At 74.9% G+C, this 26,241-nt stretch carries 19 protein-coding genes and 4 pseudogenes; 9 read left to right on the top strand and 14 right to left on the bottom strand.

Annotated elements, in window-relative coordinates:
• Positions 1 to 67: 67 nt before the first annotated feature.
• From AS857_RS19890 to AS857_RS19880, 3 genes are all read right to left on the bottom strand, one after another.
• Positions 68 to 1,150, bottom strand: a complete 1,083-nt coding sequence (locus tag AS857_RS19890) for a prenyltransferase/squalene oxidase repeat-containing protein (protein ID WP_058044649.1) — start codon at positions 1,148 to 1,150, stop codon at positions 68 to 70.
• Positions 1,147 to 1,881: a class I SAM-dependent methyltransferase gene (locus AS857_RS19885; RefSeq protein WP_058044648.1), complete on the bottom strand. Its 735-nt coding sequence runs from the start codon at positions 1,879 to 1,881 to the stop codon at positions 1,147 to 1,149. The genes AS857_RS19890 and AS857_RS19885 overlap by 4 nt, the downstream gene beginning before the upstream one ends.
• Positions 1,882 to 2,017: 136 nt before the next feature.
• Positions 2,018 to 3,391 (bottom strand): glycosyltransferase family 4 protein, encoded by a 1,374-nt coding sequence (locus tag AS857_RS19880; protein ID WP_058044647.1) that lies wholly within the window; start codon positions 3,389 to 3,391, stop codon positions 2,018 to 2,020.
• 221 nt (positions 3,392 to 3,612) lie between these two features.
• Between AS857_RS19880 and AS857_RS19875 the strand changes: the two genes are divergently transcribed.
• Together AS857_RS19875 and AS857_RS37900 are read left to right on the top strand one after the other, a co-directional pair.
• On the top strand, positions 3,613 to 4,251 hold the full coding sequence (locus AS857_RS19875) for a TetR family transcriptional regulator (RefSeq protein ID WP_058044646.1): 639 nt from the start codon (positions 3,613 to 3,615) through the stop codon (positions 4,249 to 4,251).
• A gap of 193 nt (positions 4,252 to 4,444) precedes the next feature.
• Positions 4,445 to 5,056, top strand: coding sequence for a response regulator transcription factor (locus AS857_RS37900; RefSeq protein WP_079110515.1), 612 nt, complete (start codon positions 4,445 to 4,447; stop codon positions 5,054 to 5,056).
• Between the two features lie 324 nt (positions 5,057 to 5,380).
• Here AS857_RS37900 and AS857_RS42410 read toward each other — a convergent pair.
• From AS857_RS42410 to AS857_RS19840, 6 genes and pseudogenes are all read right to left on the bottom strand, one after another.
• A pseudogene (locus tag AS857_RS42410) lies at positions 5,381 to 5,959 on the bottom strand (ATP-binding cassette domain-containing protein); the annotation flags it as partial.
• Positions 5,960 to 6,993: 1,034 nt separating this feature from the next.
• The gene (locus tag AS857_RS19860) at positions 6,994 to 8,697 is read right to left on the bottom strand and encodes an ABC transporter ATP-binding protein (RefSeq protein ID WP_058044644.1); all 1,704 of its coding nucleotides are present in this window, start codon (positions 8,695 to 8,697) and stop codon (positions 6,994 to 6,996) included.
• A 114-nt stretch (positions 8,698 to 8,811) separates the two neighbouring features.
• Positions 8,812 to 8,937, bottom strand: a complete 126-nt coding sequence (locus AS857_RS19855; RefSeq protein WP_058044643.1) for a SapB/AmfS family lanthipeptide — start codon at positions 8,935 to 8,937, stop codon at positions 8,812 to 8,814.
• Between the two features lie 113 nt (positions 8,938 to 9,050).
• The gene (gene lanKC, locus AS857_RS19850; protein ID WP_058044642.1) at positions 9,051 to 11,912 is read right to left on the bottom strand and encodes a class III lanthionine synthetase LanKC; all 2,862 of its coding nucleotides are present in this window, start codon (positions 11,910 to 11,912) and stop codon (positions 9,051 to 9,053) included.
• A 143-nt stretch (positions 11,913 to 12,055) separates the two neighbouring features.
• Complete coding sequence (locus AS857_RS19845) at positions 12,056 to 12,304, bottom strand: ferredoxin (RefSeq protein WP_058044641.1); 249 nt, start codon at positions 12,302 to 12,304, stop codon at positions 12,056 to 12,058.
• Positions 12,305 to 12,307: 3 nt separating this feature from the next.
• The gene (locus AS857_RS19840; RefSeq protein WP_058044640.1) at positions 12,308 to 13,807 is read right to left on the bottom strand and encodes an aldehyde dehydrogenase; all 1,500 of its coding nucleotides are present in this window, start codon (positions 13,805 to 13,807) and stop codon (positions 12,308 to 12,310) included.
• Positions 13,808 to 14,263: 456 nt separating this feature from the next.
• Here AS857_RS19840 and AS857_RS19835 point away from each other — a divergent pair, with 456 nt between their 5' ends.
• From AS857_RS19835 to AS857_RS19820, 4 genes and pseudogenes are all read left to right on the top strand, one after another.
• Positions 14,264 to 15,538, top strand: a complete 1,275-nt coding sequence (locus tag AS857_RS19835) for a prenyltransferase/squalene oxidase repeat-containing protein (protein WP_058044639.1) — start codon at positions 14,264 to 14,266, stop codon at positions 15,536 to 15,538.
• Positions 15,535 to 16,233, top strand: coding sequence for an SCO2322 family protein (locus AS857_RS19830; protein WP_420823953.1), 699 nt, complete (start codon positions 15,535 to 15,537; stop codon positions 16,231 to 16,233). The genes AS857_RS19835 and AS857_RS19830 overlap by 4 nt, the downstream gene beginning before the upstream one ends.
• On the top strand, positions 16,230 to 17,756 hold the full coding sequence (locus AS857_RS19825; protein WP_420823952.1) for an energy-coupling factor transporter transmembrane component T: 1,527 nt from the start codon (positions 16,230 to 16,232) through the stop codon (positions 17,754 to 17,756). The genes AS857_RS19830 and AS857_RS19825 overlap by 4 nt, the downstream gene beginning before the upstream one ends.
• Positions 17,753 to 18,718 (top strand): annotated as a pseudogene (locus AS857_RS19820) (ABC transporter ATP-binding protein); the annotation flags it as partial. The gene AS857_RS19825 and the pseudogene AS857_RS19820, both read left to right, overlap by 4 nt.
• A 282-nt stretch (positions 18,719 to 19,000) precedes the next feature.
• Here AS857_RS19820 and AS857_RS41545 read toward each other — a convergent pair.
• Positions 19,001 to 19,111 (bottom strand): annotated as a pseudogene (locus AS857_RS41545) (MerR family DNA-binding transcriptional regulator); the annotation flags it as partial.
• Between the two features lie 72 nt (positions 19,112 to 19,183).
• Between AS857_RS41545 and AS857_RS19815 the strand changes: the two are divergent.
• Positions 19,184 to 20,104, top strand: a pseudogene (locus AS857_RS19815) (energy-coupling factor ABC transporter ATP-binding protein); the annotation flags it as partial.
• 137 nt (positions 20,105 to 20,241) lie between these two features.
• Positions 20,242 to 21,033 (top strand): ECF transporter S component, encoded by a 792-nt coding sequence (locus AS857_RS19810; protein ID WP_058046918.1) that lies wholly within the window; start codon positions 20,242 to 20,244, stop codon positions 21,031 to 21,033.
• Between the two features lie 54 nt (positions 21,034 to 21,087).
• Here AS857_RS19810 and AS857_RS19805 read toward each other — a convergent pair whose 3' ends face one another.
• Together AS857_RS19805 and AS857_RS19800 are read right to left on the bottom strand one after the other, a co-directional pair.
• Complete coding sequence (locus AS857_RS19805) at positions 21,088 to 22,176, bottom strand: amidinotransferase (RefSeq protein ID WP_107105633.1); 1,089 nt, start codon at positions 22,174 to 22,176, stop codon at positions 21,088 to 21,090.
• 79 nt (positions 22,177 to 22,255) lie between these two features.
• The gene (locus tag AS857_RS19800; protein ID WP_058044636.1) at positions 22,256 to 22,792 is read right to left on the bottom strand and encodes a GNAT family N-acetyltransferase; all 537 of its coding nucleotides are present in this window, start codon (positions 22,790 to 22,792) and stop codon (positions 22,256 to 22,258) included.
• Between the two features lie 148 nt (positions 22,793 to 22,940).
• Between AS857_RS19800 and AS857_RS19795 the strand changes: the two genes are divergently transcribed.
• Positions 22,941 to 24,971: a bifunctional glycosyltransferase 87/phosphatase PAP2 family protein gene (locus AS857_RS19795; protein ID WP_058044635.1), complete on the top strand. Its 2,031-nt coding sequence runs from the start codon at positions 22,941 to 22,943 to the stop codon at positions 24,969 to 24,971.
• On the opposite strand, the gene AS857_RS19790 is transcribed toward AS857_RS19795, so the two are convergent.
• Positions 24,961 to 25,674 carry a hypothetical protein gene (locus tag AS857_RS19790; RefSeq protein WP_058044634.1) on the bottom strand — a complete coding sequence of 238 codons (714 nt, stop codon included), beginning with the start codon at positions 25,672 to 25,674 and terminating at the stop codon, positions 24,961 to 24,963. The two genes, AS857_RS19795 and AS857_RS19790, sit on opposite strands and share 11 nt — an antisense overlap.
• Positions 25,671 to 26,240 (bottom strand): DUF6114 domain-containing protein, encoded by a 570-nt coding sequence (locus tag AS857_RS19785; protein ID WP_245700351.1) that lies wholly within the window; start codon positions 26,238 to 26,240, stop codon positions 25,671 to 25,673. The genes AS857_RS19790 and AS857_RS19785 overlap by 4 nt, the downstream gene beginning before the upstream one ends.
• Position 26,241 lies beyond the last annotated feature (1 nt).

The raw sequence follows: 26,241 nt of genomic DNA, 5'->3' as shown, positions 1-26,241 counted from the left end.
GCCCACTGACAACTCCCCGGACGAGCCCGGACGTTCAGATTCCGGTTCGCCCCTTCAGGGTGCGCCGCTAGGGGCAGCAGTCCGGCTCCAGCCCGGAGGGCAGCCGCTCCCCGCCGAACACGGCGGTCGTCGCCTCGTCGCCCCCGAGCGCGGCCGCCGCGAGCAGCAGCGAACCCGCCGTCCACGTGGTGCGCTCCTCCGGCCAGACGGCGTCGTCGTCGTAGACGTAGCCCGTCCAGTACATGCCGTCCTCGGCCCGCAGGTGCTGGATCCACTGCAGGATCTGCACCGCGCGGTCGGACTCCCCCATCACCCACAGCGCGAGGGCGAGCTCGCAGCTCTCGCCGCCCGTCACCCACGGGTTGGGCAGCACGCAGCGCACGCCCAGGCCCGGCACCACGAAGCGGTCCCAGCCCTCCTCTATGCGCTCCTTGGCGGCGACGCCGGTGACCGCGCCGCCGAGGACGGGGTAGTACCAGTCCATCGAGTAGCGGCCCTTGTCGAGGAACCGCTCCGGGTGGCGGCGTATCGCGTGCGCGAGCAGGCCCGTGGCCAGCTCCCAGTCCGGCTGCGGCTCCTCGCGGTGCTCGGCGATGGCCAGGGCGCAGCGCAGCGCCTGGTGGATGGACGAGGAACCGGTCAGCAGCGCGTCGGTGACGGGGGTGCCGTCGTCCTCGCGCTTCCAGCCGATCTGCCCGCCGGCCTGCTGGAGCGCCAGGACGAACTCGACGGCGGCGTAGACGGTCGGCCACATGCTGTCGAGGAAGGCGTCGTCGCCGGTGGCGAGGTAGTGGTGCCAGACGCCCACGGCCACGTAGGCGACGAAGTTGGACTCGCGGGAGCGGTCGGTGGGCTCGTCGGCGGCGCCGTCGGCGTAGGCGGCGAACCAGGAGCCGTCGGCATTCTGGTGGCGGGCCAGCCAGCGGTAGGCGGCCTCGGCGCGCCCGTGCTCGCCGGCGGCGTCGAGGGCCATGGCGGCCTCGACGTGGTCCCACGGGTCGAGGTGGTGGCCGCGGAACCAGGGGATGGCGCCGTCCTCGCGCTGGACGGCGGCGATGCCCGCGACGGTGCCGGTGACCTGCTCGGCGGTCAGGACGCCGGGCAGCACGAGGCGCTCGGTGCGGCCGGAGCCGCGGCTGAAGAAGGTCACGCCTCCGCCCCGGCGGGCAGGTGCGGCTTGGTCGCGTACGCCACGAAGCTCTTGCCGATGAGCGGGTTGAGGGCCTGCTCGGCGACCCGGGTGGCCACGGGCTTCTTCATGATGTCCCAGACCAGGAGCTTGTGGTAGGCGCGGACGGGCAGCGCCTTGTCGTTGTCGACGCCGAAGGCGCACTTGAGCCACCAGTAGGGGCTGTGCAGGCCGTGGGCGTGGTGGGTGCCGTACGGCTCCAGGCCGGCCTCGCGCATCCGGTCGAGGAGCTCGTCGCCGCGGTAGATGCGGATGTGGCCGCCCTCGACCTCGTGGTAGGCGTCCGAGAGCGCCCAGCAGATCTTCTCCGGGCCGTAGCGCGGGACGGTGACCGCGATCCGGCCGCCCGGCTTCAGGACGCGGACCATCTCGGCGAGCACGCCCTTGTCGTCCGGGATGTGCTCCATGACCTCGGAGATGATGACGACGTCGAAGCTGTCGTCGGGGAAGGGCAGGGCCAGGGCGTCGCCCTCCATGGCGGTGGCGGTGGCCCCGGCCGGGGCCTCACCGGCCTCCTTCATGGCGGCGAACCACCTGGCGACCTCGCGTATCTCCTCGCCGTTGCGGTCGAGCGCGACGACGCGCGCTCCGCGCCGGTAACACTCGAAGGCGTGCCGGCCCGCGCCGCAGCCCAGGTCGAGGACGCGGTCGCCTGCGGCGAGCGGGAAGCGGGAGAAATCGACGGTCAGCACGGGTATTTGCCTTCGGCCGGCGGGACGGGGTGGTTGACGGGTGCGTACGGGTGACGGCCGGCTGGACGCCGCCGGACCGCGCCACGGTGGTCGCTTGCCGTGGCGGACGGGCCCCGCGACGTGGTGCCGGGCCGCACTAGCCTCGCCGTCCGGCGGGCCGGGCGCCCGCGAGGGCGATCGCCTCGCGGTAGTGGCGGGCCGTGCCGAGCGCGGCCTCGCGCCAGGTGAAGCGGGAGAGGACGCGTTCGCGGCCCGCGGCACCGAGGCGGCGGCGGAGTCCGGGATCGCCGAGGAGCCGGTCCAGGGCGGAGGCGAGGGCTCCGGAGTCGCCCGGCGGGACGGCCAGGCAGGTCTCCCCGTCGGGGCCCGCGACCTCCGGTATGGCACCGCCGGTGGTGGCGGCCAGCGGCGTCCCCGTGGCCATGGCCTCGGCGGCCGGCAGCGAGAAGCCCTCGTACAGCGACGGCACGCAGGCGACCTGCGCCGAGCGCACGAGGCCGACGAGCTCGGCGTCGGTGATGCCCTTGACGAACTCGACGGCGCCCTCCAGCCCGCAGCGCCGGATCGCCGTGGCGATCGGCCCGTCCTCGGCACGCTTGCCGACGACCACGAGGTGCGCGTCCGGGTGGCGGCGGCGGACCACGGCCAGCGCCTCGATCAGGTGGATGAGGCCCTTGAGGGGGACGTCCGCGCTGGAGGTGGTGACGATGCGGCCCGGGACCTCGGGCACGGACGGGTCGGGCGAGAACAGGTCGGTGTCGGCGCCGATGGGCACCACGTGCACCCGCTCGGCCCGGACGCCGAGGTGGTCGACGATCTCCTGGCGCGAGGAGCCGGAGACGGTGAGCACGGACGGCAGCCGGCGGGCGACCCGCTTCTGCATCCGGGTGAAGCCGTACCAGCGGCGCACGGAGGCCCGCCGCTTCCAGTCCGCCGCGGCGGCGAGGTCGAGCTGCCGGTCGACGGTGATGGGGTGGTGGATGGTGGTCACCAGCGGCGCGCCGATCGCGTCGGGACCGCCGAGGAGCCCGTAGCCCAGGGTCTGGTTGTCGTGGACGACATCGAACCGGCCGCGCTGCGCGGCGAGATGGCGCCGCGCGCGCAGGCTGAAGGTGAGCGGCTCGGGGAAGCCGCCCGTCCACATGGTGGAGACCTCCAGCGCGTCGATCCAGTCGCGGTACTCGTCGCGGCCGGGCGTGCGGAACGGGTCCGGCTGGCGGTAGAGGTCGAGGCTCGGGAGCTCGGTGAGGGTCACGCCCTCGTCGAGGACGGGGTACGGCTGGGAGCCGATGACCTCGACGCTGTGCCCGAGGCGGGCGAGTTCGCGGGAGAGGTGGCGGACGTAGACGCCCTGGCCGCCGCAGAACGGGTTGCCCTTGTAGGTGAGCAGCGCGATCCGCAGGGGGCGGTCGCCGTCCCCGTCCCGGAGGCCGTCGTTCCGTGCGTCCTGCCCCGCGCGCGCCTCGCGCGCCGCATGTGCGAGAGCTGCCTCAGTGGCCTCAGCGGTCACTCCCCCGGCCTCCTTCTGGCTGCTGTTCCGGCCGGAGCGTAACCGGTCGCGCTAATCTAGAACAAGTTTCAGACTGGGTCGTCCAGAAGCCTCGAATCTACCGGCCGGAAAGGCGGTCGCCAGGACCGGATCGGGTGATTCGCGCCACGGCCCGGCCCCTGCCATGCTGTGCCGTCCGGGCCGTACGGACACCCTGGATGGATTGCCACGGAATGGGACATATGACGACGGAACCCAAGTCGCCGACCGCGCGGGCCGTGCTCGCCGGGCCCAGCCTTCCCCTGACCGAGCGTCAGGAGGCCCGCCGCCGCCGGATCCTGCAGGCCACCACGGAGCTCGCGAGCCGCGGCGGCTTCGACGCCGTGCAGATGCGCGAGGTCGCCGAGGCGGCGGGCGTCGCGCTCGGCACGCTCTACCGCTACTTCCCCTCCAAGGTCCACCTGCTGGTCGCCACCATGCAGGACCAGCTGCAGCGGCTGCACGGGACGCTGCGCAAGCGCCCGCCCACGGACGCCGACCCGGCCGCGCGCGTGGCCCAGACCCTGATGCGGGCCTTCCGCGCCATGCAGCGCGAACCGCATCTGGCCGATGCGATGATGCGCGCCCTCACCTTCGCCGACCGCTCGGTGAGCGCCGAGGTCGACACCGTCTCCCGGCTCACCACGGCGATCATCCTGGACGCCATGGGGCCGGCCGGGCCGCCCTCCCCCGAGCAGCTCTCCGCCGTCCGCGTCATCGAGCACACCTGGCACTCGGCGCTCATCACCTGGCTCTCGGGGCGCGCTTCGATCGCACAGGTGCGGATCGACATCGAGACCGTCTGCCGGCTCATCCGGCTCACTACCCCACAGCAGGCCTGACGCGCTACCCCCGGCACCCGATTCATGAGGGGCGCTTTCGAGTGAACTTGGGGCGCACGTGGCGGAATTCATGCGCCCTTGCGCCCCCTCCATGTCCGGTATACGCGCCCGGAGCGGTGGCACACGCCGGTATGAATGAGCGTCGGTGTCCGGCGCAGCACTCGCTGCGCGGGGGAGCGGGAAGGCGGGGACCGTGATCCGGGTGCTACTGGTGCATGACACCTATCTGCTGCGAGCGGCGCTGGCGGCTCTCATCGGCAGAGAACCGGACCTGGAGGTCTCGTCCGCGTCCTGGCAACGCGCGGTGGCCATGTCGGACTCGCTGCGGCCGCACGTGTGCGTGGTGGACATGGACAGCCCGGAGGCCGGCGGGCCGGGCGGCCTGCGGGAGCTGTCCGGGCACGGTGACGCACGCGACGACAGGGCGGCCCTGCTCGCCCTGGCCAGCGCGGGACGGCCGGGGCCCCTGCGCCGGGCGTACGAGGAGAAGGCCCTGGGGTACCTGAGCAAAAACGCTTCTCCCGACCGGCTCGTCGAAGGGATACGGCATGTGGCGAACGGCGAGCGGTACATCGACGAGACGCTCGGCTTCGGCTTCCTGGAGGCCTCGGAGATGCCCCTGACGAGACGCGAGCTGAGCGTCCTGTCACTCGCGGCGGAGGGGGCGTCCGTCGGGGAGATCGCCCGCAGCCTCCACCTGTCCAACGGGACGGTGCGCAACTACATGGCCGCCATCACCCGCAAGACCGGGGCACGGAACCGGGTCGACGCGATCCGTATCTCGCAGGTGGCGGGGTGGGTGTGAGGGGTTGCGGGGTGCGGGGGCCGCGGGGTGCGCGGGGTGCGCGGGGTCCATGGATTCCGCGGCGCCCATGAGGTCGCGGTAGAGCGGGGACCGCGCCAGCAGTTCGTGGTGCTCCCCGCAGGCCGTGTCCGCGCCGTCCATCACCAGGATGCGGCCGGCCCGGCGGGCGGATGCCGCCCGGTGCGCGATGACGACGAGGGTGCCGCCCGGGCGGCGCGCGAAGGCCCGCTCCGCGCGGGCCTCCGCGACGGGGTCGAGGTGACAGGTCGCCTCGTCCAGCACGGCCAGGGGGGCGGGCGACAGGTACGCCCGGGCCAGGGCGATCTGCTGCCGCTCCCCCGCCGAGAGCTCCGCCGGGGCGAGGGGGGCCTCGAAACCGCCCACGCGGCGGACGAGTCCCTCCATGCCGAGCGCCTCCGCGGCCGCCCTCAGCTCCGTCTCCGGGACGGGGGCGGCGCGCAGATAGCCCAGGTTGTCGGCGAGCGTCCCCGAGAACACGTACGCCTCCTGCGGGATCAGCACCCGCTGCGCGGCGGCGGCCGCCGTGCCCGCCCGGGCGCCGCCCACGGTGACCTCGCCGCCGCCCGGGCGCAGGAGCCCCGCGACCAGCCCGGCCAGCGTCGACTTCCCGACGCCGCTGGGCCCGACGACCGCGAGGTGCGCGCCCCGGGGCAGCGTCAGGTCCAGGTCCCGTACGACGGGGTCGGCGCGGTCGCCGTACGCGAAGGTGAGGTGGCGCAGTTCGAGGGCGGGGGTGGGGGTGGAGGTGGACGGCGGGGTGGCCGACGGGATGTCCGCCACCCCCGTCACCGGCGGGCCCGGCGCCGTCAGCCTGCGCACCACCACGGCGAGGCGCGAGCCGCTCGTGCCGAGGCCGTGGACGAGGTTCTGCAGCGCGGGCATCAGGGACTGCGTCAGATAGGCCAGCGCGCCCACCAGGGCGCCCGCGGTGACGCCCCGGTCCAGCAGCCACGGCGCCCCGGCCAGCAGGAGCACCACCGGCAGCTGCCCGGCCAGGGCCAGGGCCACAACCCGGACGACGGACCAGCGGGCGAGCGAACGGGACGCGTGCAGCGCGGCGTCGGTGAGCGCGCCTGTCTCCGCGCGGACGCGGGGCTCGGCACCCGCCGCGGTGACGTCGCGCAGACCGGAGAAGACGTCGCCGAGCGCGGCGGCGAGGGCCTCGTCCGCGGCGAGGTAGGCCTCCTGGCGGCGGGCCAGCGGGCGCAGCGTCGCCAGGAACAGGGCGAGGCCGAGCACGAGGGGCGGCGCGACGACCGCCAGCAGCGCGGGCGCGAGCAGGAACAGGCCCGTCAGGGCGCCGGCCGCGGTGAAGACGAACGAGCGCGAGACCATGACCAGGCCGGCGAAGGCGTCACGGGCTATCTCCACCTGGTGCGTCAGCCGGGACACGGCCGCGGTGTCGCCCCGGTGCAGGGCGCGGGAGACGACCGTCCTCACGAGCCCGTCCCGGAAGGGCTCCACGAGACCGGCGACGCCGCCGTACGTGCGCCCGGTCCCGTACGCCCCGACGACCACGGCCACCGCGGCCAGCCCCAGCCACGCGAGCCCGGTGCGGGGCCGCCCGGCGAGAAACCCCGCGTCGAGCGCCTCGGCCAGCGCGTACCCCAGCGCGAACGTGTGCCCGGCCTCCACGACGGACCACGCGAGCAGCACCGCGACGACGCGCCGCCGCCCGGCGAGATACCGAACCCCTCGCCGGACGAGCCCGGGCTCAACGGGTGTCACGGGGACCTCCTGAGTCGGCGGGACGATTGCGTCCGGGACGGCACCGCCGGGACGCACCGCGGGGCGACTCGCCGTCGCGGCGGAAGGGAAGCAGCCGACCCGGCCGGCTTCAGCAACCAGGGGTGGAAGGGAAACCGCCGCCGCGGTGGCCCGCCCCCGCCGGTCGGACCGGCGGTCATGACGTCGTCTCAGGCATTGAAGACCGCCCTGTATTCCGGGTCGGCCCACAGTTCGGCGTGTGGGGCCACCGCCCTTGTCCTGCCCTCGTGGAGCCACAGGACGCGGTCCGTGCTCGCGGCCGTCGTCACGCGGTGGGCTATCAGTACGCGCGTGGGGGCGGACGACGCGTGCAGGGCTGCTGTGACGCGGCGTTCCGTCGCCGTGTCCAGGCTGGACGTGGCGTCGTCCAGGATCAGGAGGCGGCCCGTGTGGGCGAAGGCGCGGGCGAGACCCAGGCGCTGGGCCTCTCCGCCCGAGAGGGGGGCGTCCGCGCAGGGCGTGTCGTACCCGCGCGGGAGGCGCCGTACGAAGTCGTGCGCGCAGGCCGCCCGCGCCGCGGCCTCCCGCGCCTCGCGCCCCGGCGTGACCGCCCCGAAGCCGATCGTGCCGCCGACGGTGCCGCCGAGCAGCGCGGGCCGGGCGAAGGCGTGGCCGACGGCGCGGCGCAGGTCGTCGCGGCGGAGGGCGGGGAGGGGGACGCCGTCGAGGAGGACGGTGCCGGCGTCGGGGTCCGTGAGCCGGCCGGCGGCCTGCGCGAGGACGGACTTGCCGCTGCCGGAGCGTCCGACGACGGCCAGCGACGTCCCTCCGGGGACCGTCACGCTCACCTCGTGCAGCACGGTCCGCCCGCCCCGTACGACGCTCACCCCCCGCAGCTCCAGCGTGCCGGGCCCGGGCGGCAGCGGCCGCTCCCCGTAAGGGACTTCGGGCACGGCAAGGACCTCCGCGGCGCGGGCGGCCGCGGCGCGGGCGCGGGCCGCGGCGTTGAGGTGGCCGACGAGCATGCCGACGCCGGTGGCGAGGACGGCGTAGCGGGAGGCGGCGAGGAGGTCTCCGACGGTGAGGAGGCCCTGGGAGAGCCGGAGGCCGGCGACGGCGAGGACGGTGATCTGGAGCAGCGGCACGAGCGTGCCGGCCTGGGCCGTGGAGCGGCCCTGGACGCGCCACATGCGGTGCCCCTGGCGGGAGAGCCCGGGCAGCGGTCGCAGGATGCGGGCCTCTTCGCGGGCGGCGGTGCCGGCGGCGGCGATGGTACGGGCGCCGTCGAGCGCTTCGACGAGGCGCCCGGCGATGTCTCCCTGGAGCTGCTGGTAGCGGGCGACGCAGTCCGTGGAGGCGCGGGTGAAGGCGCGCAGGAGGACGGCGAGCAGGGGGGCGCCGGCGAGGAAGGCGAGCGCGAGCCAGGGGTCGATGAGGCCGAGGGCGACGATCCCGCCGACGGGGCCCGCCACGGAGGCGGCGGCGTGGGCGAGCGTGGCGGGCGCGGTGCCGGTGTCGGCGGCGTTGCCGACGAGGCGGGTGACGAGGTCGCCGGGCGGGAAGCGGCCGGTGGTCCGCGGGCCCGCGGCGAGGACGTGGCCGAGGAGCCGGTGGCGCAGCCGGGCGGTGGCGCGGGCGGCGGTGGTGCCGGTGAGGAGTTCGGTGAGGGCGTCGAGGGCGGCGGGGCCGGCGACGAGGAGTGCGCACAGGGCGACCCATCGGCCGGCGTCGGCGCCGTGGCGGGCGAGGAGCAGGTCGAGGGTGTGGCCGAGGGTGACGGGCAGCAGGAGCGCGGCTCCGGTGGAGGCGACCGCGAGGAGGGCGAGCGCGGCGGCGCGGCCGGCGCTGTGCCGGGCGGTGCCGAGCAGCAGCCGGTCTCCGGCGGAGGCCGTGGCGGTGCGGGTGTGTGCCATGGATCGGTGGCCCTCGCGTCCGTACCATCCGTAGGGGAAAAGCGGACCCGGGCGGGCCCCTCGTCGCAGGAGGGGCCCGCCCGGTGCCGGATCAGTGCCGGATCCGGTGCCGGATCACAGACAGATCAGCACGCTGGCGGTGCTGACGCAGGAGAGCAGGCTGACCGTGCTCTGGCCGCCGCCGCCGTGACCGCCGGTGTTCTCGTCGGACTCCATGTTCTGCAGGTCGAGGAGCGCCATGGTCGTGTTCCTTTCGTGGGGTTCCCGTGGGGACGGGGTTCGGTTTCTCTTGTTCTTGTTGCCACTAGCCACTAGCCACTAGCCACTAGCTATTTGCTACTTGCGTTTTCTTGCTACGGCTCCACAACGGCATGGAGCCGGCTTCGGGGCCCCCGTGGGGGCGCGAGGAACGGCAGCTGCGCGGGCCCTGCGGGCCGGGCGCCGTCGTCGTCGAGGGCGGCGGCGAGGGCGAGCAGGCAGCCGGCCGTTCCGGTGGCGAGGTCCATGGACAGCCGCATCATCTGGCTGCCGGGGTAGGCGAGTTCGCCCTGGTAGGACATGGCGTACCAGGACAGTCCGCGGACCTGCGCGGCGAGGTGCTCCGCGGTCGCGCCGGGCGCGGTGGTGCGGGCGAGGTGCAGGATCATCCCGGCCCTGCCCTGGAACAGCCCGGGCTGGGCGTAGAAGCGCGAGCGGGCGGCGGTGAGGATGCCGTCGCGGGCCTCGGTGAAGTACGGGTCGGGGTCCGGGGCGAGGGCGAGGAAGTCGTCCAGAACCATGCCTATGCCGGCGCTGCCGTCACCGAGGTAGGGCATGGTGCGCCAGCCCTCGTCGACTTCGAGGGTGCCGTTGTCCGTGCGGGTGCAGCGGGCGAGGTCGGTGCGCAGGGCCTGCCCGGCGAGGTCGAGGAGGGCCGGGGCGCCGGTGCGCTCGTACAGCCGCAGGAAGAGCAGGGCGGGCCCGCTCGCGCCGCGCATGAGGCCGGCGCGCCGGCGGGGTGCGCCGGCGTCCTCCTCCTGGCCGGAGGAGTCGGCGGCGAGCCGGTCGGCGAGGAGCTGGGCGGCTTCGACGGCCTGGTCGTGGAGCTGGCGTTCGCCGGTGGTGCGGGCGAGGTGGTCGAGGGCGAGGCCGACGCCGGCCAGGCCGCTGCGCAGGTCGGAGGTGAGGCGCTGCCACTGCTCGCCGAGCATGAGCCCGGACAGGTCGAGGGCGCGCTGGGTGTGGCCGAGCCGGTCGAGGGTGCAGGCGACGCCGGCGAGGCCGTCGTAGAGGCCGAGCGGGGTGCCGGACGGCACGGGGGCGGTGTGCTGCAGGAGCCACTGCTCGCCCTCTTCGTAGCGCTCGGCGCCGGCTTCGGCGAGGGCGTGCAGGACGCCTGCGGCGCCGTGGGCGAGGCCGAGTCCGCCGCCCTCGGCGAACTGGGCGATGTCCCCGGGGAAGAGGCGGTCGTCGCGCTCCGGCGTGGCGGAGGCGAGGAGGCCGCGGACCATGGACGCGCGGGCGCGGGGCCAGTCCTCGGCGGGGTCGGGGAGGGCGTGCGGGGCGAGGGCGCGGCCGGCGCCGGGGGCGAGGGTGTGGGTGCGGCGCCCGGCGGGGCCGGAGGCCGCGGAGACGGCAGGCGCGGCAGCTTCCTCCGCGGCGCCCGCGGACGCTTCCGGGGCGGCCGCAGCCGGGCCGGGGCTCGGCAGCGCCGCGCGGCCCGGCGAATCCGCCACCGCTACGGTTCCCGCCGCCGTCCCGGCGGGCTCCGCCACCGTCCCCGCCCCCCGCGTGATCTCCGCCACCGCCTCGTCGAGGAACTCCCGCGGCACCGGGAACTGTTCGGCGATCACGTCGGCCAGGTGCGCCGCCTTGGCCCGGTCGATCACGAAGAGCGTGGTGATGGGCAGGAAGAGGGCGAGCCGCAGGCAGGCCAGCGCGTAGCGGTCGACGTCGGCTCCGCGGCGGTCCGGCGGGGCGAAGAAGCCGGGGTGGGCGACGACCTGCCGGCCGTGCTCGGAGGCGGGCGCGGCGGCCTCGAAGTCGATGAGGACGACGGATTCTTCGTCGGGCGCGACCATGATGTTGAACATGTGGAGGTCGTTGAAGACGACGCCCCGCGCGTGGACCTTCTCGACGGCCTCCTCGACGGCCCGGTGGATGCGCAGCGCCCACGCGGTGTAGTCGGCGGTGGCGGTGGGCTCCGGGTCCGCGGCAAGCAGCGGGTGGCGGTGGGCGAAGAAGGAGTTGAGGGGCTTGCCCTCGACGAAGTCCATGACGAGGAAGCGGTGGTCGCCGATGGTGAGCCAGTCCCGCGGCTCGGGGGCGACCCCGAGGCCGGCGAGCCGCTCCAGGGCGTCCTTCTCGCGCTCCAGGCGGGCCACGGCGTCGGCTCCGTCGGCGGCGAGCCCGGCGTGGGGGCGGCCTTCCTTGAGGACGACCTTGCGGCCGTCGCGCGTGTCGGTGCCGGAGTAGACGCCGCCGCCGTTGGAGAAGTGCAGGGCCTTCTCGATGCGGTAGGGCAGGTCGCCGACGGTGGTGGCGTTGCGCGCGGCGAGGTGCGGGGCGAGGAAGCCGGGCAGCGTCACCCACGCGGGGACCTGGAAGGCGGGGTTGCGGGAGTCGGGGACGAGCTTGCCGTCCCCGTCCTCGATCGCGGGCACGAGGGTGCCGCGCCCGTCGATGCAGAAGCGGCGGGTGAAGGCGCCGTAGCGGACGTAGAGCGGGCCTTCGTGCCAGCGCAGGTCGGTGAGGATGTACGGGCCGGGGCGGCCGCCGATGATCTCGTGCAGTCCGGCGAGGGTGGTGTGCAGCTGCTCCTCGCCGGAGGGGTAGACGGTGACGAACTTCCCGCTGTGGCCGCGCTCCGCGTACTTGTTGTTGCGCAGGTGGAGCAGGTGGGGGCCGGGGACGAACTTGAAGGGGATGTCCCGGGCGACGCAGTAGTCCCACACGTCGGAGGCGGTCTTGTCCGCGGTGTCGGCCGTGGCGGAGACGTGGATCTTCCAGCCCTGGAGGGGCCCGGGCCGCGGGCCGCCGTCCTCCCCGGTGGGGAAGACGTGGAGCCAGTCGCCGTGGCGGGCGGTGCTCCAGCCGGCGGGGGCGGGGCGGCGGGCGGTCTCGTACAGGCCCGCCTCTTGGGCTCCCCCGCCGTCCGCCCCCGGGACGGACAGGCGGTCCGGGGTCTCGTAGAAGTGCCTGTCGGCCAGGCAGTAGACCTCGTACCGCGCGTCCATCGTCGCCCCCCTCGGCTGCGTTGCCTAGAGATTTCCACGCCGTGAGGGGCCCGGCCAGTCACATGTGTCATCAAGGAAGTGTGCGGAACGCATGAGTAACAACGCGCGTGCGTGCGAACGGCGTTGCTGCACACGCCTCCGCTTCACTCCTCCGGGGGGAAGTCCGGGGGAAAGACGGGCTCACCCGTGTCCAGGGCGCTGATCGTGATGGCCTCCACCGGGCAGCTCTCGGCGGCCGTGAACAGCGGGCCGGATGCGTCCGTCTCCTCCGCGACCGGGCGCGAGCGATGCCCCGCGTCGAGCGCGAACGCCTCGGGCGCGTACCCCGCGCACATCCCCGAGCCCACGCACAGCCCCCGGTCGACCCGCACGCGCCAGCGCTCGTCCGCCATCGGTCACGCCTCTCCCCCGGCGGGCTCCCCGTGTCCCGCGGGCAGGTGGATGGTCTTGTGCTCCAGGTACTCGGCGAAGCCCTCGGGCCCGAACTCCCGCCCCAGGCCGGAGTTCTTGTAGCCGCCGAAGGGGCCGAACATGTCGAGGCCGAAGGTGTTGACCGAGTACGTGCCGGTGCGCACCCGGCGGGCGACCTCGATGCCGCGCTCGGGGTCGCGGGTCCAGACGCTGCCGGAGAGCCCGTAGTCGGAGTCGTCGGCGATGTGCACGGCCTCCTCCTCCGTGTCGTAGGGCAGGAGGCAGATCACGGGGCCGAAGATCTCCTCGCGGGCGATCCGCATGGCGTTGGAGACGTCGCCGAAGAGGGTGGGCTCGACGTACCAGCCGGTGCCGCGGTCCGCCGGCCGGCCGCCGCCGGCGAGCACCTTGGCCCCTTCGCGCTGCCCGAGCGCGATGTACTCCAGCGAGCGCCGCCGCTGCCGCTCGGCGACGAGCGGGCCGACCTGGGTGGCGGGGTCGAGGGGGTCGCCGACGACGAGGGCGGAGGCGGCCGCGGCGAAGCGCTCGGCCAGCTCGGCGTAGTGGGCGCGGGGGGCGAGGATGCGCGTCTGGGCGACGCACGCCTGGCCGTTGTTCATCCAGGCGCTGGGGACGATGCCGGTGACGGCCGCGTCCAGGTCGGCGTCCGGCAGGATGATCGCCGCGGACTTCCCGCCGAGCTCCAGGGTGACGCGGGTGAGGTTGCGCGCGGCGACCTCCATGACGCGCTTGCCCGCCGCGACCGAGCCGGTGAAGGCCACCTTGTCGACGCCCGGGTGGCCGACGAGGTACTCGCTGACCTCGCGCTCCGCGGGGAGGATGGACAGCACGCCCTCCGGCAGGCCCGCCTCGGTGACGATCTCCGCCAGCAGGTAGGAGTCCAGGGGCGTCTCGGGCGAGGGCTTGAGCACCACCGAGCAGCCGGTCAGCAGCGCGGGCGCGAGCTTGGCCGCGGCCACCAGCTGCGGCATGTTCCACGGCACGACGGCCGCGACGACGCCGACGGGCTCGCGCCGCACCAGCAGCGGCCCGAGGGCGCCCGCCCGCCGCTCCTCGTAGGGCAGGTCGCGGGCGACGGCGATCGCGCAGTCCCACACCATCATCGCGCCGAGGGCCTGGGCGAGGACGCTCCAGGAGTAGGGGGAGCCGTTCTGCGCGGAGACGGTGCGGGCCAGCTCCTCGTGCCGGGCGGCGATGCCGTCCTTGATCCGGGTGACGACCTCGATGCGCTCGGCCGCCGGCCGGTCCGCCCAGATCCCGGAGTCGAAGGAGGTGCGGGCCGCGGCCACCGCGCGGTCGACGTCCTCGCGCGAGGCGTGCGGGACGCGGCCGATGACCTCCTCGGAGTGCGGCGACACCACGTCGATGACGGCGCGGCCGGCCGGGTCGGTCATGGTGCCGCCGATGAAGAGCTGCCCGTGCTCGATCAGTCCGTTCCCGTCCCGGTTCAGGTCCCGGTTCATGTCCGATGCCTCCCGCGCGTCTGCGGAGCCCTGAGCGTCGGATCTGACGCTGCATCAGACAGTTAGCAGCTCCTCCGGCGCCGCGGCAACGGGGTCGGCGGCCCCGCCGCCGGACGGCCGGCCGCCGACCCGGCCGGTTAAAGTGTCCGTGACAACTTCATCCCGCCTCGGAACGGGGGAAGCCGGTGCAAATCCGGCGCTGACCCGCAACCGTGACTACGGCCCGCCGCCCGGCGCGGCCGTACGAGCCGGACCACCCGGGCCAGGCGGCAGGCTTCCGGAGCCGGTCGTACCGCCTGGCGGTGCCGCCCGGTCCACCGGCACCGTCGAGGTATGCGGAGCCGAGCCCGGTGCCACCGCGCGAAGCTCGCGGGGCGGCAGCCGCGCCCGGCTGCGCCGCCGCGCACCCCGGCACGCCGGCCACCGCAGTGACACCCACCCGAGAGGCACGACCCCATGGCCCCCTCCCTCGTCGTCCACGCGCGCCGCGGCGCCGCGGTCCTGGCCACCGCCGCCGCCCTGAGCACGGCCGTGGTCCCCGCCGCCGTCGCCGACGGCTCCCCGTCCCCGGCCGCCCCCGGGCTCTACGGCACCACGGACCCCAAGTTCGACGGCGTCTTCCGGCAGTCCCTGGCCTTCATGGCGCAGAGCACGGCGGGCGTCACCCCGGCCAAGCAGGCCGTCGACTGGCTCGCCGGCCAGCAGTGCGCGGACGGCGGCTTCCCCGGCTACCGCGCCGACACGAGCAAGGCGTGCGACCCCAAGAAGGACGAGTTCACGGACGCCACCGCCGCGGCCGTGCAGGGCCTCGCCGCGGCCGGCGGGCGCGCGGACGCCGTGAAGAAGGGCCTCGACTGGCTCAAGGCCCACCAGAACGAGGACGGCGGCTGGGGCTACCAGGCCGGCAGCCCGAGCGACGCCAACTCCACCTCCATCACCCTCGGCGCGTTCGCCGCGGCCGGTCAGGACCCGGCCAAGGACGCCGTCAAGAACGGCAAGAACCCCGTCGAGACGCTGCTGACCTTCCAGCTCGGCTGTGACGCGAAGGAGGAGGGCGAGCGCGGCGCGTTCGCGTACCTCAAGGACGACAAGGGGCTGCGCGCCGACAACCTCGCCAGCGCCGCCGCCGCGCTCGCCACGCGCGGCAAGGGCTACCTCGTCGAGCCCCCGAAGAAGGACGCCGACCAGCCGGTCAAGCCGCTGGAGTGCTCCGGCGACGACAAGGCCGGGCCCAAGGACGCCGCCGCTGCCGCCGAGGCCGTCGACGGCTACCTCGTGGCCACCATGGACAAGAACGGCGGCTACTTGCTGCCGTCCATGCCCGGCGCCCCCGCCAAGCCCGACCAGGGCAACACCGCCGACGCCGCCCTCGCCCTCGCCGCCGGCGGCCACCGCTCGGCCGCCGAGAAGCCCCTGAAGTGGCTGCAGTCCAAGGAGAGCGGCACCGCCGAGTGGGCCAAGGACCAGCCCGGCCGCCTCGCCAAGCTGATCCTGGCCACCCGCGCCGCGGGCGGCAACCCGCACGACTTCGCGGGCACCGACCTGGTGGAGCAGCTGAACGCCACCGGCCCGGCCCCGGAGAAGAAGGCCACCGGCGGCATGGGGACGGAGGAGAAGAAGGACGACGACTCCGTCACCGTCAACGTGTGGTGGATCGTGGGCGTCGGCCTGGCCTTCGGCGCCGGCATCGGCTTCCTGATCAGCGGCCGCAAGAAGAAGCAGCAGCTGTGACGCGAGCGGCTGCGGCACGGGGCGCGGTGACGCGCGGCGGCGCGGTCGCCGCGCTCGCCGCCGTGCTCCTCACCCTCCTCGGCACGGCCCCCGCGCAGGCCGCCGGGTACCGGTACTGGTCGTTCTGGCAGGGCTCCGGCGGGCAGTGGGCGTACGCCACGCAGGGTCCGGCCACGGCCCGGCCCGGTGACGGCGAGGCCGTCGGGTTCCGGTTCGCCGTCAGTGCGGACTCCTCCGACGCCGCGAAGCCTCGCGCCGCCGCCGACTTCGGGGCGGTCTGCGACAGCACCGCCGCCAAGGACGGTACGAAGCGCGTCGCCGTCGTCCTCGACTTCGGCACGGCCGCGGACGCCCCCGGGGGCGAGACGCCGCCCGCCGCCCGCTCGGCCTGCGCCCAGGTGGGCGAGGACGCGACCGCGGGCGAGGCGCTGGCCGCCGTCGCCAAGCCGCTGCGCTACGACTCCTCCGCGCTGCTGTGCGCCATCGCCGGCTACCCGCGGACCGGCTGCGGCGAGCAGGTCGGTGGCGCGAAGAAGGATTCCCGGGGCACGGAGAGCGCTCAGCCGGGCCCGGCCGGGAGCGAAGGCTCCGACGGTGACGGCGGTGGTCCCTCGGCCGGCCTGATCGGCGGCATCGCCGCCGTGGTCGTCCTGGGCGCCGCGGCCTTCTGGCAGGCCCGCCGACGCCGCGGATGAGCGACAGGAAGAAGCCTCCGCGGGGCGGGGCAGGGGTGGGCGCCCGGGCCGGTGCCCGGGCCAGTGCTGGTGCTGGTGTCAGCGCCGGTGCCGGCGGTGGCGCCGAGGCCGGCGTCGGGGGCGCGCCGCTGACCTCGCGCGCCTCCGCACTGCACGCGGGCGCCTGGTGGGTGTGGGCGCTCGGCCTGGCCGCGGCGGCCTCCCGCACCACGAACGTCCTGCTGCTCGGCCTGCTCATCGCCGTCGCCGGCTACGTCGTGGCCGCGCGACGCACGGACGCGCCCTGGGCGCGCTCGTACGGGGCGTTCCTCAAGCTCGGCCTCGCCGTCATCGGCATCCGCCTCGTCTTCGCGATCGTGCTGGGCTCCCCGATCCCCGGCACGCACACGCTCTTCGTCCTGCCGGAGGTGCCGCTTCCGGACTGGGCGCGGGGGGTGCGGCTCGGCGGCCGGGTGACGGCCGAGGGGCTGCTCTTCGCGTTCTACGACGGCATGAAGCTGGCCACGCTGCTGGTGTGCGTGGGCGCGGCCAACGCGCTCGCCAGCCCGGCGCGGCTGCTGAAGTCCCTGCCCGGGGCGCTGTACGAGGCGGGCGTCGCGGTCGTCGTCGCGATGACGTTCGCGCCGAACCTCGTCGCCGACGTCCAGCGGCTGCGCGCCGCCCGCCGCCTGCGCGGGCGCCCCGACCGCGGCCTCGCCGCCCTGCTCCAGGTGGGCCTGCCCGTGCTGGAGGGCGCGCTGGAGCGTTCCGTGGCGCTGGCGGCGTCGATGGACGCGCGGGGCTACGGCCGCACGGCCCGGGTGCCGCGCGCGGTCCGCCGCACCACGAGCGCGCTGACGCTGGGCGGCCTGATGGGCGTCTGCGCCGGCACGTACGGGCTGCTCGCCGACCAGGGCGCGGGCTACGGCATGCCCGTCCTGCTGGCCGGCCTCGCCGCCGCACTGGCGGGCCTGTGGCTGGGCGGCCGCCGCTCCGTCCGCACGCGCTACCGGCCGGACCGGTGGGGCGTACGGGCCTGGCTGGTATCGGGCTCTGGCGTGGCCGTCGCGGCCCTGATGATCCAGGCGAACGCCTACGCGGCGGCCGCGCTGCATCCGCCGGCGGTGCCGCTGACGGCGCCGCAGCTGCCGGTGTGGCCGGCGGCGGCGATCCTGATCGGCCTGCTCCCGGCGTTCGTGGCGCCGGCGCCCGCCGACGGGGGCTCGCGGGATGCGGCCACCGGGCCGGGGACCGCGAGGCGCCCGCAGCGGGCCGCCGAGCCGGGCCCTGCCGAACCGGGGACGGCCGAGCCGGAGGCTGCCGGGCACCGCCGGGCAGGCCGGTGGGGGCGGAGCACCGCTGCGGCGGGAGAAGATGCCCCGGTCCCGCCCCTTCACCGTTTCCCGGGGCTGCGCCCCGGCCCCCGCGGGTCCGGGGGCGAGCCCCCGGAAGGTCTCCCGCCGCGGCGGCGCTCAGCCCCCGCCGGGGAGCCCGGCGGTGCCGAAACGACCCGCACGACCCACCCCGAGGAGCCCTCCGAGTGATCCGCTTCGAGCAGGTGTCGGTCACCTACGACGACGCCGAGGCACCCTCCCTCCAAGAGGTCGACCTCACCGTCCCCGAGGGCGAACTCTGCCTGCTCGTCGGCCCGTCCGGCGTCGGCAAGTCCACCCTCCTCGGCACCGTCAGCGGCCTCGTCCCGCACTTCACCGGCGGCACCCTGCACGGCCGCGTCACCGTCGCCGGCCGCGACACCCGTACCCACAAGCCGCGCGAACTCGCCGACGTCGTCGGCACCGTGGGCCAGGACCCGCTCGCGCACTTCGTCACCGACACCGTCGAGGACGAGCTCGCGTACGGCATGGAGTCCCTCGGCATCCCCCCGCACACCATGCGGCGCCGCGTCGAGGAGACCCTCGACCTGCTGGGCCTGGCGACCCTCCGCGACCGCCCCATCGCCACGCTCTCCGGCGGGCAGCAGCAGCGCGTCGCGATCGGCTCGGTGCTGACCACGCACCCGAAGGTGCTGGTCCTCGACGAGCCGACGTCCGCCCTGGACCCGGGCGCGGCCGAGGAGGTGCTCGCCGTCCTGCAGCGCCTGGTCCACGACCTGGGAACCACGGTCCTGATGGCCGAGCACCGGCTGGAGCGGGTCGTGCAGTACGCGGACCGCGTCATCCTGCTGCCCGGCCCCGGGCAGGCCCCGGTCATGGGCGAGCCGGCCGAGGTCATGGCGGTGTCGCCGGTCCACCCGCCCGTCGTCGACCTGGGCCGGCTGGCCGGCTGGTCGCCGCTCCCCCTGTCCGTACGGGACGCGCGCCGCATGGCGCCGGCCCTGCGGGAGCGGCTGGCCCCGCCGGCCCCGCCGGCCGCACCCGCAGGGCCGGCGCCATGCGGCGCGCGTCCCGTACGGACAGGTTCACGTCGCGCAGCGCCACCAGCCGGCCGTGCCGGACGGCGAGCCCGGCGGCGGCCGCGGCGGGGGCGGGGCCCGCGCCCACCGGCACTGACCGGCCTTGACGGGGGCTTGATGGGCCTTGACCGGCCCTGACGGATCCTGACCGGTCCTGCACACAGGCCCGCCCCCACCCCCCCGCGCGCGGGGGGGCGGGGGGGCCGCCGCCGGTTTCACAGCGCCGGTGGCACAGCAATACTGTTCGACACCGACAGGTGCGGAACAGAGAGCGAGGTGCCGCCCATGGCCGCGGAGACGGAGACCGGGGAAGCGACCCTGACGGTGGACGAGTTGGCCGCCCGGGCCGGGGTGACCGTCCGCACCGTGCGCTTCCAGCAGCCCCCGGGTGCTGTAGAAGCGCACGGTGCGGACGGTCACCCCGGCCCGGGCGGCCAACTCGTCCACCGTCAGGGTCGCTTCCCCGGTCTCCGTCTCCGCGGCCATGGGCGGCACCTCGCTCTCTGTTCCGCACCTGTCGGTGTCGAACAGTATTGCTGTGCCACCGGCGCTGTGAAACCGGCGGCGGGCCCCCCCCCCCCCCGCGCCGGGGGGGGGGGGCGGCCCCCGCCGGCCCCGCCGGCCGCACCCGCCCCGCAGGGCGCGGAGGGCGTCACGGCCCGCACCCGCCGCGCCGGCTTCCTGCGCAAGGCCCGCCGCACGGCGGACACCGGCCCCGCCCCCGCCGCGGCCGCCGCCGGGCTCGCCGTCCGGCACGGCCGGCTGGTGGCGCTGCGCGACGTGAACCTGTCCGTACGGGCCGGGGAGACGGTCGCGCTGATGGGCCGCAACGGCGCGGGCAAGTCCACGCTGCTGCGCACGCTCGTCGGCATGCACAAGCCCGCCGCGGGCTCCGTGCGCGTGGGCGGCGCCGCCCCGCAGAGCACGACCCCGGCGGAACTGCTGCGCCACGTGGGCCTCGTACCGCAGGAGCCGCGCGACCTGCTGTACGCGGACACGGTCGCCGCCGAGTGCGCGGCGGCCGACGGTGACGCGGGCGCGGAACCGGGCACCTGCCGCGCGCTCGTCTCCCGGCTCCTCCCGGACGTCCCCGGCACGACGCACCCGCGCGACCTGTCGGAGGGCCAGCGCCTCGCGCTCGCCCTCGCGGTCGTCCTGACGGCGAGCCCGCCGCTGATCCTCCTCGACGAGCCGACCCGCGGCCTCGACTACGCGGCCAAGCACCGCCTGGTGGAGATCCTGCGCGGCCTCGCCGCCGAGGGGCACGCGATCGTCCTGGCGACGCACGACGTGGAACTGGCCGCGGAGCTTGCCCACCGGGTCGTCGTCATCGCCGACGGCGAGATCGTCGCGGACGGCCCGACGGCCGAGGTGGTGGTCTCCTCGCCGGCCTTCGCGCCGCAGGTGGCCAAGGTCCTCGCGCCGCAGCCGTGGCTGACGGTGGGACAGGTGCGGGACGCGCTGGAGGCGGGCTCGTGACGGACGCCGCACCGGACCGCGAGGACTCCGCACCCGACGGGAAGAACGTCACACCCGGCCGCGGGGACACCGGCCCCGACCGCGAGAACACCGCACCCGGCCGCGGCAGCGCCGCTCCCGACCGCCAAGCGCGAGCGATACGCCTCGGCAGGCGCTCGATCGCGGCCCTGCTCCTCGTCTCCGCGACCGGGGTGGCGGCCTTCGGCTGGCCCCTGCTCGCCGACTCCGCGTCGGGCCTCGCGCACTCCCAGGACGCGCCGTGGCTGTTCGCGGCCCTGCTGCCGCTGCTGCTGGCCGTCGTGGTGGCGGCCATCGCCGACTCGGGCCTGGACGCGAAGGCGATCGCGATGCTCGGCGTCCTGGCGGCGGCGGGCGCGGCCCTGCGGCCGCTGGGCGCGGGGACGGCGGGCATCGAGCCGATGTTCTTCCTGATGGTGCTGTCGGGCCGGGTCCTCGGCCCCGGCTTCGGCTTCGTGCTCGGTGCGGTGTCGATGTTCGCGTCGGCGCTGCTGACGGGCGGCGTCGGGCCCTGGATGCCGTTCCAGATGCTGTCGATGGGGTGGGTGGCCATGGGCGCGGGCCTGCTGCCCGGCCCCGACCGCCTGCGCGGCCCCCGCGAGGTGCTGATGCTCGCGGGCTACGGCGCGGTGGCCTCCCTCCTCTACGGCACGGTGATGAACCTCCAGGGCTGGCCGTACATCGGCTCGCTCGCCACGGGCGTCTCCTTCGTCCCGGGCGACCCGGTCGAGGAGAACCTCGCCCGCTTCGTCGCGTACTGCCTGGCGACTTCCCTGGGCTGGGACGTGCCGCGCGCGGTCGTGACGGTCACGGCGACGCTCACGCTCGGCCCGACGGTCCTGAAGGCGCTGCGGCGGGCGACGCGGAGGGCGGCGTTCGACGCACCGGTGACGTTCGGGGAGCCGCGCTGACGCCCGAGGAGCAGGACCTCGTCCTCGGCCCGCCCGCGGGTCACCGGTCGCAGGTCACGGGCAATACGATGCGAGCGTGCCGCGGCGCCGGACGTCGAGCGTCGCGCAGTGGAACGAGCCGCCGAACGGCGCGTAGTGCAGCAGGTCGCACGGGACGGGCTCGAACCCCCATCGCTCCAGCGCGCGCAGCATGCGGGTGTGGTGCCGCTCCGCCACCACCCTGGTGCCGTCGATCACCAGGACGTTCAGGCTGAGCCACTTGCCGCACATCGAGGTGATCCGGAGCAGGCGGTCCTCGATCGGGTCGGGTTCGGGGGCGACCAGGACGTCCCAGGAACGCAGGACGTCGGGCAGCCGGCCGACGTCGATGTACTCGGGGTTGACCAGCACCTTGCCGGGCGCGAGCGGAAGGAACGTCGTGTCGATGTGCATGGGCGTGCGGCAGCGGCTCTCGATCTCGTGGATGCGGTAGCCGGGCCCGAGGTGACGGCGCAGCCACTCGATGCCCATGCGGTTGGTGACGTTGCTCCGCGTCACGAACAGGTCGCGTCCGGCGCGTACGAAATCCGCGGCGTCGAACACCGGCTCGAACTCGGTGAGGATGCGGCGCACGGGCTCGCCCGGCGCGGGGGCACGGAAATCCGCCTCGAACAGCGCGTCGGTGAGCTGCGGCTTCGGCGCCGCCGTCCACCGCGCGCCGCGCCGGAAGTAGTCCTTGAGGAGCGTGCGGTAGGGGTGGGTGTCGAAGTAGCGGCACGGCCAGGCCATCGGGGTCTCGATGATCTCGTCGCCGATCACGAGCATGCTGTCGCGCGGACAGGCGTTGGCGAAGCCGCGCGACGACCAGTCGGGGGTGGCGAACCGCCGCTTGTGGTCGACCGCGTCCGGGCGCCTGACCGTGACGCCGAGGGACTCCAGGAGGGCGACGAACCGGTCGAGCTCCTCCTGCGCCCGCTCGATCAGCACGCGCGGGTACCGGAATCCGGCGGCGAGCCCCTGCAACCGCGCCGCCCACGGCGGGAGGTTGCAGGCCACGACGGGGTGGTCGGAAGGGATCGCCGCGCCGTCGAGGCGCCCGACGATGACCTCTTCCAGCGGGTCCCACTCGTTGTGCGAATTGACGGGCGAAACGAGAGGTTCCACAGCGCCGTAACCTACTGCATCCGGCACGTCACCCGAAGTGACCGCGCGGGGGCTCGAAGCAGCCTCGCGGGGGCTCGCGTCAGGCCCGGAGCTCCTTCGCCATCCACACCTCGGCGTAAGGATTCTCCTCGGGGGTGTTGTACCGCGGGACGTGGGCGAACCCGTGCCGGGCGTAGAGCGCCACCGCCTCCACCAGGTCCTTCCGCGTGTCCAGCAGGATCCGCTCCGCGCCCCACTGCCGGGCGACGGCCTCGGCCTCGGCCAGCAGCGCGGGCGCGAGCCCCTGCCCGCGCGCGCCCGGCCGCACGTACATCCGCTTCAACTCGGCCGCACCCCGCACCCGGTCGAACCACCGCAGCCCCACGCACCCCACCGGCTCCCCGTCCCGCCGCGCGACCATCAGCAGCCCGCTCGGCGGGTCGAGATCGTCGCTGGGATCCTCGGCGAGGTGCCCCGCGATCTCCTCGGGGGTGCACCGCCGCCCGAGGTTGAGGACGTACCAGCGGTCGGCGACGTCCGTCAGGTACTCGCGCAGCAACGCGGCGGACTCGGCGGAGCCTACGGACTGCGGGGCGATGCTCCAGGAGGAGGCGGGGAGGGGGGCCGTACCGGTCATGCGGGCATGGTCGCACGGGATGTTCGAGAGTGCGCCCGAATTATGCGCGGTGACGTGGAGGTGCCCTGGTCTGTTCTTCAGGACTCAGTAAGGTCTCAACGAGCACTACGAGGGTGACCCAGCTGGGCGACTGGAGGTGCGGCCGGGCGTGGTGAATGCACAGAGGGGCGGGCCGGGAAGTCCGCCGGGAGCGGGGGCGGGGACCGGCCTCGCCCTGGGCGTGCTGTGGCTCGTCGCCGGGCTGCTGGCCGTGCGTCAGGCCGCGGCGGTGCTGAGACTGCCTCCCGAGCGGCGCTTCACCGATCTCGGCCGGTGGATCGGCGACAACGGTGTCCTGCATGTGCGCGGCTCGCTCTACGACACGGACCGGTTCACCGGTACCCCCTTCGCGGGACTCGTCCTCAAACCGTTGACGAAGGCCGCCGAGGAGAACCTCGGCGTCTTCTGGACGTTCGGCACGCTCCTGCTGGTCGTGGCCCTCGCGCTCGTCGCCGCCCGCTCCCTGCCGGGGCCCGTCCCGCGCCGTACGGCGCTGCTGGCCGCCCCCGTGGCCGTGATCCTGACCGTGGCCTCGCTGCCCGTGCGGAACACCTTCACGCTCGGGCAGACGAGCATCATCCCCGTCCTGCTGGTGCTCCTCGCCTGCTGCCCGCCCCGCCTCGCGCAGGGCTCCGGCCGGACGAGCGGCCTGCTCATCGGGGTCGCCGCGGCGCTGCAGCCCACCGTGCTGCTCTTCGCCGTCCTGCTGTGGCTGACGGGCCGCCGCCGCGCGGCCACCGCCGGCGGCGTCACCTTCGCGGCCTGCTCGGCACTCACATGGGTGTTCATGCCGGACGACTCGTGGACGTACTGGATCCACCACATCGCCGGCGCGGGCCTCGGTCACGCTCCCGGCGGGCTCGCCAACCAGTCCCTGCACGGCCTGCTGCTCCGCCTGGGCCTGCACGGCCCGGCCGAACTGGCGCTGTACGGGCTGCTGGCCGCGACCGTCGCCGTGCTCGGCCTGCGCCGCGCCGCGCGCTACGCCCTCGACGGGCAGGTCCTGCTCGCGACGGCCATCGCGGGCTGCACCGCCGTCGCAGTCTCGCCGACGGCCTGGCAGCACCAGCAGCTGTGGCTCCTGCTCGCGGTCGTCGGCCGGGTCGGCAGGCGCCGCGCCGACCGGCTGGCATGGCCCGTGCTCGTCGTCCTGGTGATGACGCTCACGAGCACCGCCCTGATGCCGGACAACCCGTTCCTGCGCCCCCTCGGGGACAACGCCCCGCTGCTCGCCGCGCTCCTGGCGGCCTGCGCGGTGCCCTTCCTCCCGCGCACGGCGGAGGGCTGGGAGCGGCCGCTGCCGACGCCGGTGACCGAGCCGCAGCAGGGCCGCTTCGCCTGGGTGCCGCTCTTCCGCTTCTGGAAGCGCCCGCTGTCCCGGTCGAACGTCCTGCTGGAGCTGATGCTTTTACGGGTCGGCTACTGGGTCTACTCGTTCATCCGCGCGCAGGCGACCGGCGAGCGCTCCCTCGCGGAGGCCCACGGCCGGCAGATCCTCGGCATCGAGGAGTTCCTGCACATCGACGTCGAGCACGGCTTCAACCACTTCGTGGCGGGCATCGGCTGGCTCACCGACAGCATGAACTACTACTACGGCACCTTCCACTTCCTGGTGCCGGTGTCCCTGCTGGTCTACCTCTACGTGCGCCGCCCCGGCACCTACCGCTGGGCCAGGACCGCGCTGTCCCTGGCCACGCTGATGGCGCTGGCCGGCTTCTGGGCCTACCCGCTGGCGCCTCCGCGGCTGATGCCCGGCCTCGGCTTCATCGACACGGCCAACGGCCCGCAGGACCTCGCCCACCCCGACTTCGGGGCGCTGACGGAGCTGTCCAACCAGTACGCGGCCATGCCGTCGCTGCACATCGGCTGGTCGCTGTGGTGCGGCGTCGTGATCGCCGCCGTCGCGCCGAAGCCGTGGATGAAGTGCCTCGGCATGCTCTACCCGCTGCTGACGCTCTCGGTGATCGTCGGCACCGCCAACCACTACGTGCTCGACGCGGTCGGCGGTGCACTCGTCGTGCTGTCCGGTTTCGCCGTCCAGTACGCGCTCAGCGGCCCGGGGCGGCAGGTGTTCGGCAAGGTGCCGGCGGCGCGCAGCGAGAGCGATCCGCTGCCTGCGGGGGTCCGGCTCAGTCGCTGACGGTGATCTGGGAGGCGGGGTCGGTGGTGTCCGTGATGTCGTAGACGGCGTTGAACACCGACGACGTCGCGCTGGTCGGGCACCCGAACCCGCCCGTGACCTTGACCGGGACGGTGGCGTTGGTGACCGTGAGCGTGGACGGCGTGCCGTTGGTGTAGGTCGTGAGGATGTCCGCGGGCGCGGCCGGGGCGGCCGTGATCTTGCAGTTGGCCAGGCCCTTGGACTCCAGGACGAAGCCGCCGACCGGGATGCCGAGGGTGGCCGTGATCGGCGACCCGTGCTGCATGGACACGCTCCACGTGCCGGACGTGGTGACGGTCGCGGTCACCCCGGCGATGCTGGCGGTGCAGCCGGAGTACGTGGGCGGGTTGATGCTGCTGGAGACCGGCCCCGAGGGGTTCTGGTTGCCGGGCGCGTCGGGTATCCGGTTGTTGCCGGAGCCGGACGACGGCTGCGAGCTGGAGACCGTACAGGTGGCGGTCACCGAACCGGCCTTGAACGTGGCCTTCCCGTTGAGCGTGGCCGCGAAGGAGTGGCCGGCCGGGGTGACGGTGGTGGATCCCGCGGCGGCGGCCGGGCCGGTGGCCGGGCCCGTCTGGGCGCCCGCGGCACCGGTGAGGGTGAGGGCGGCGGTGACGGCCAGCCCTGCGCCGCAGGCGAGGAGGGCGCGGGGACGGAGTCTGCGAGAGGTCACGGAGGTCATCGGGTCTCCTTGTGTGGGAGGTGCGCGGGGGGATCGTGGTGCGGTCCGGGGCGCGCCCCGTCGTGCGGTGGGTGGGACGGCTCGCTGCCGGGCGTGCCTCCGGTCTCGGGCACGTCTCCGGTACCGGGCGCATCCCCGGCACCGGGCGTGCCCCCTGCTTCCGGCGCCGGCACCGGCGTCACCGGCTGCCAGGCGAAGACCATGCCCCCGCCGATGACGCCGAGGATGGTGCCGATGAGGAACCCGCCGAGGTTCGACATCACCAGCGCCGCGGCCGCGATCATGACGGTCACCACCCCGGCGAGGGTGCGGTACTGCGGTGCGAACCACGCGCTCAGGCCCATCAGCACCATGACCAGGCCCATCAGGACCGAGGGGATGCCCGCGATCCCCTGATGGAGCATGATCTTCAGCGGCGCCAGCGGGATGACGGAGATCTCCGCTCCGGCGAGCACGGTGGCGAGGCCGCCCCAGAAGGGCCGCGCCTTGCGCCACCGGCGCCACGCGGCCCACGGCCGCCGACGGGGGCGGGGACGGGCGGCGGCGGTCCCGGTGCCGGCCGCCACG

This window comes from Streptomyces roseifaciens (genome assembly GCF_001445655.1).
GTDB lineage: Bacteria > Actinomycetota > Actinomycetes > Streptomycetales > Streptomycetaceae > Streptomyces > Streptomyces aureoversilis.
The sequence above is the reverse complement of the archived record's forward strand: the minus strand, read 5'-3'. Positions and strand labels throughout refer to the sequence as shown.

Bases quoted from the DNA above. Each gene is read 5' to 3' on its own strand.
- AS857_RS19875 (WP_058044646.1), top strand. From the start codon at position 3,613: ATGACGACGGAACCCAAGTCGCCGACCGCGCGGGCCGTGCTCGCCGGG.
- AS857_RS19860 (WP_058044644.1), bottom strand. From the start codon at position 8,697: ATGGCACACACCCGCACCGCCACGGCCTCCGCCGGAGACCGGCTGCTG.
- AS857_RS19855 (WP_058044643.1), bottom strand. From the start codon at position 8,937: ATGGCGCTCCTCGACCTGCAGAACATGGAGTCCGACGAGAACACCGGC.
- lanKC (WP_058044642.1), bottom strand. From the start codon at position 11,912: ATGGACGCGCGGTACGAGGTCTACTGCCTGGCCGACAGGCACTTCTAC.
- AS857_RS19845 (WP_058044641.1), bottom strand. From the start codon at position 12,304: ATGGCGGACGAGCGCTGGCGCGTGCGGGTCGACCGGGGGCTGTGCGTG.
- AS857_RS19840 (WP_058044640.1), bottom strand. From the start codon at position 13,807: ATGAACCGGGACCTGAACCGGGACGGGAACGGACTGATCGAGCACGGG.
- AS857_RS19835 (WP_058044639.1), top strand. From the start codon at position 14,264: ATGGCCCCCTCCCTCGTCGTCCACGCGCGCCGCGGCGCCGCGGTCCTG.
- AS857_RS19825 (WP_420823952.1), top strand. From the start codon at position 16,230: ATGAGCGACAGGAAGAAGCCTCCGCGGGGCGGGGCAGGGGTGGGCGCC.
- AS857_RS19800 (WP_058044636.1), bottom strand. From the start codon at position 22,792: ATGACCGGTACGGCCCCCCTCCCCGCCTCCTCCTGGAGCATCGCCCCG.
- AS857_RS19790 (WP_058044634.1), bottom strand. From the start codon at position 25,674: ATGACCTCCGTGACCTCTCGCAGACTCCGTCCCCGCGCCCTCCTCGCC.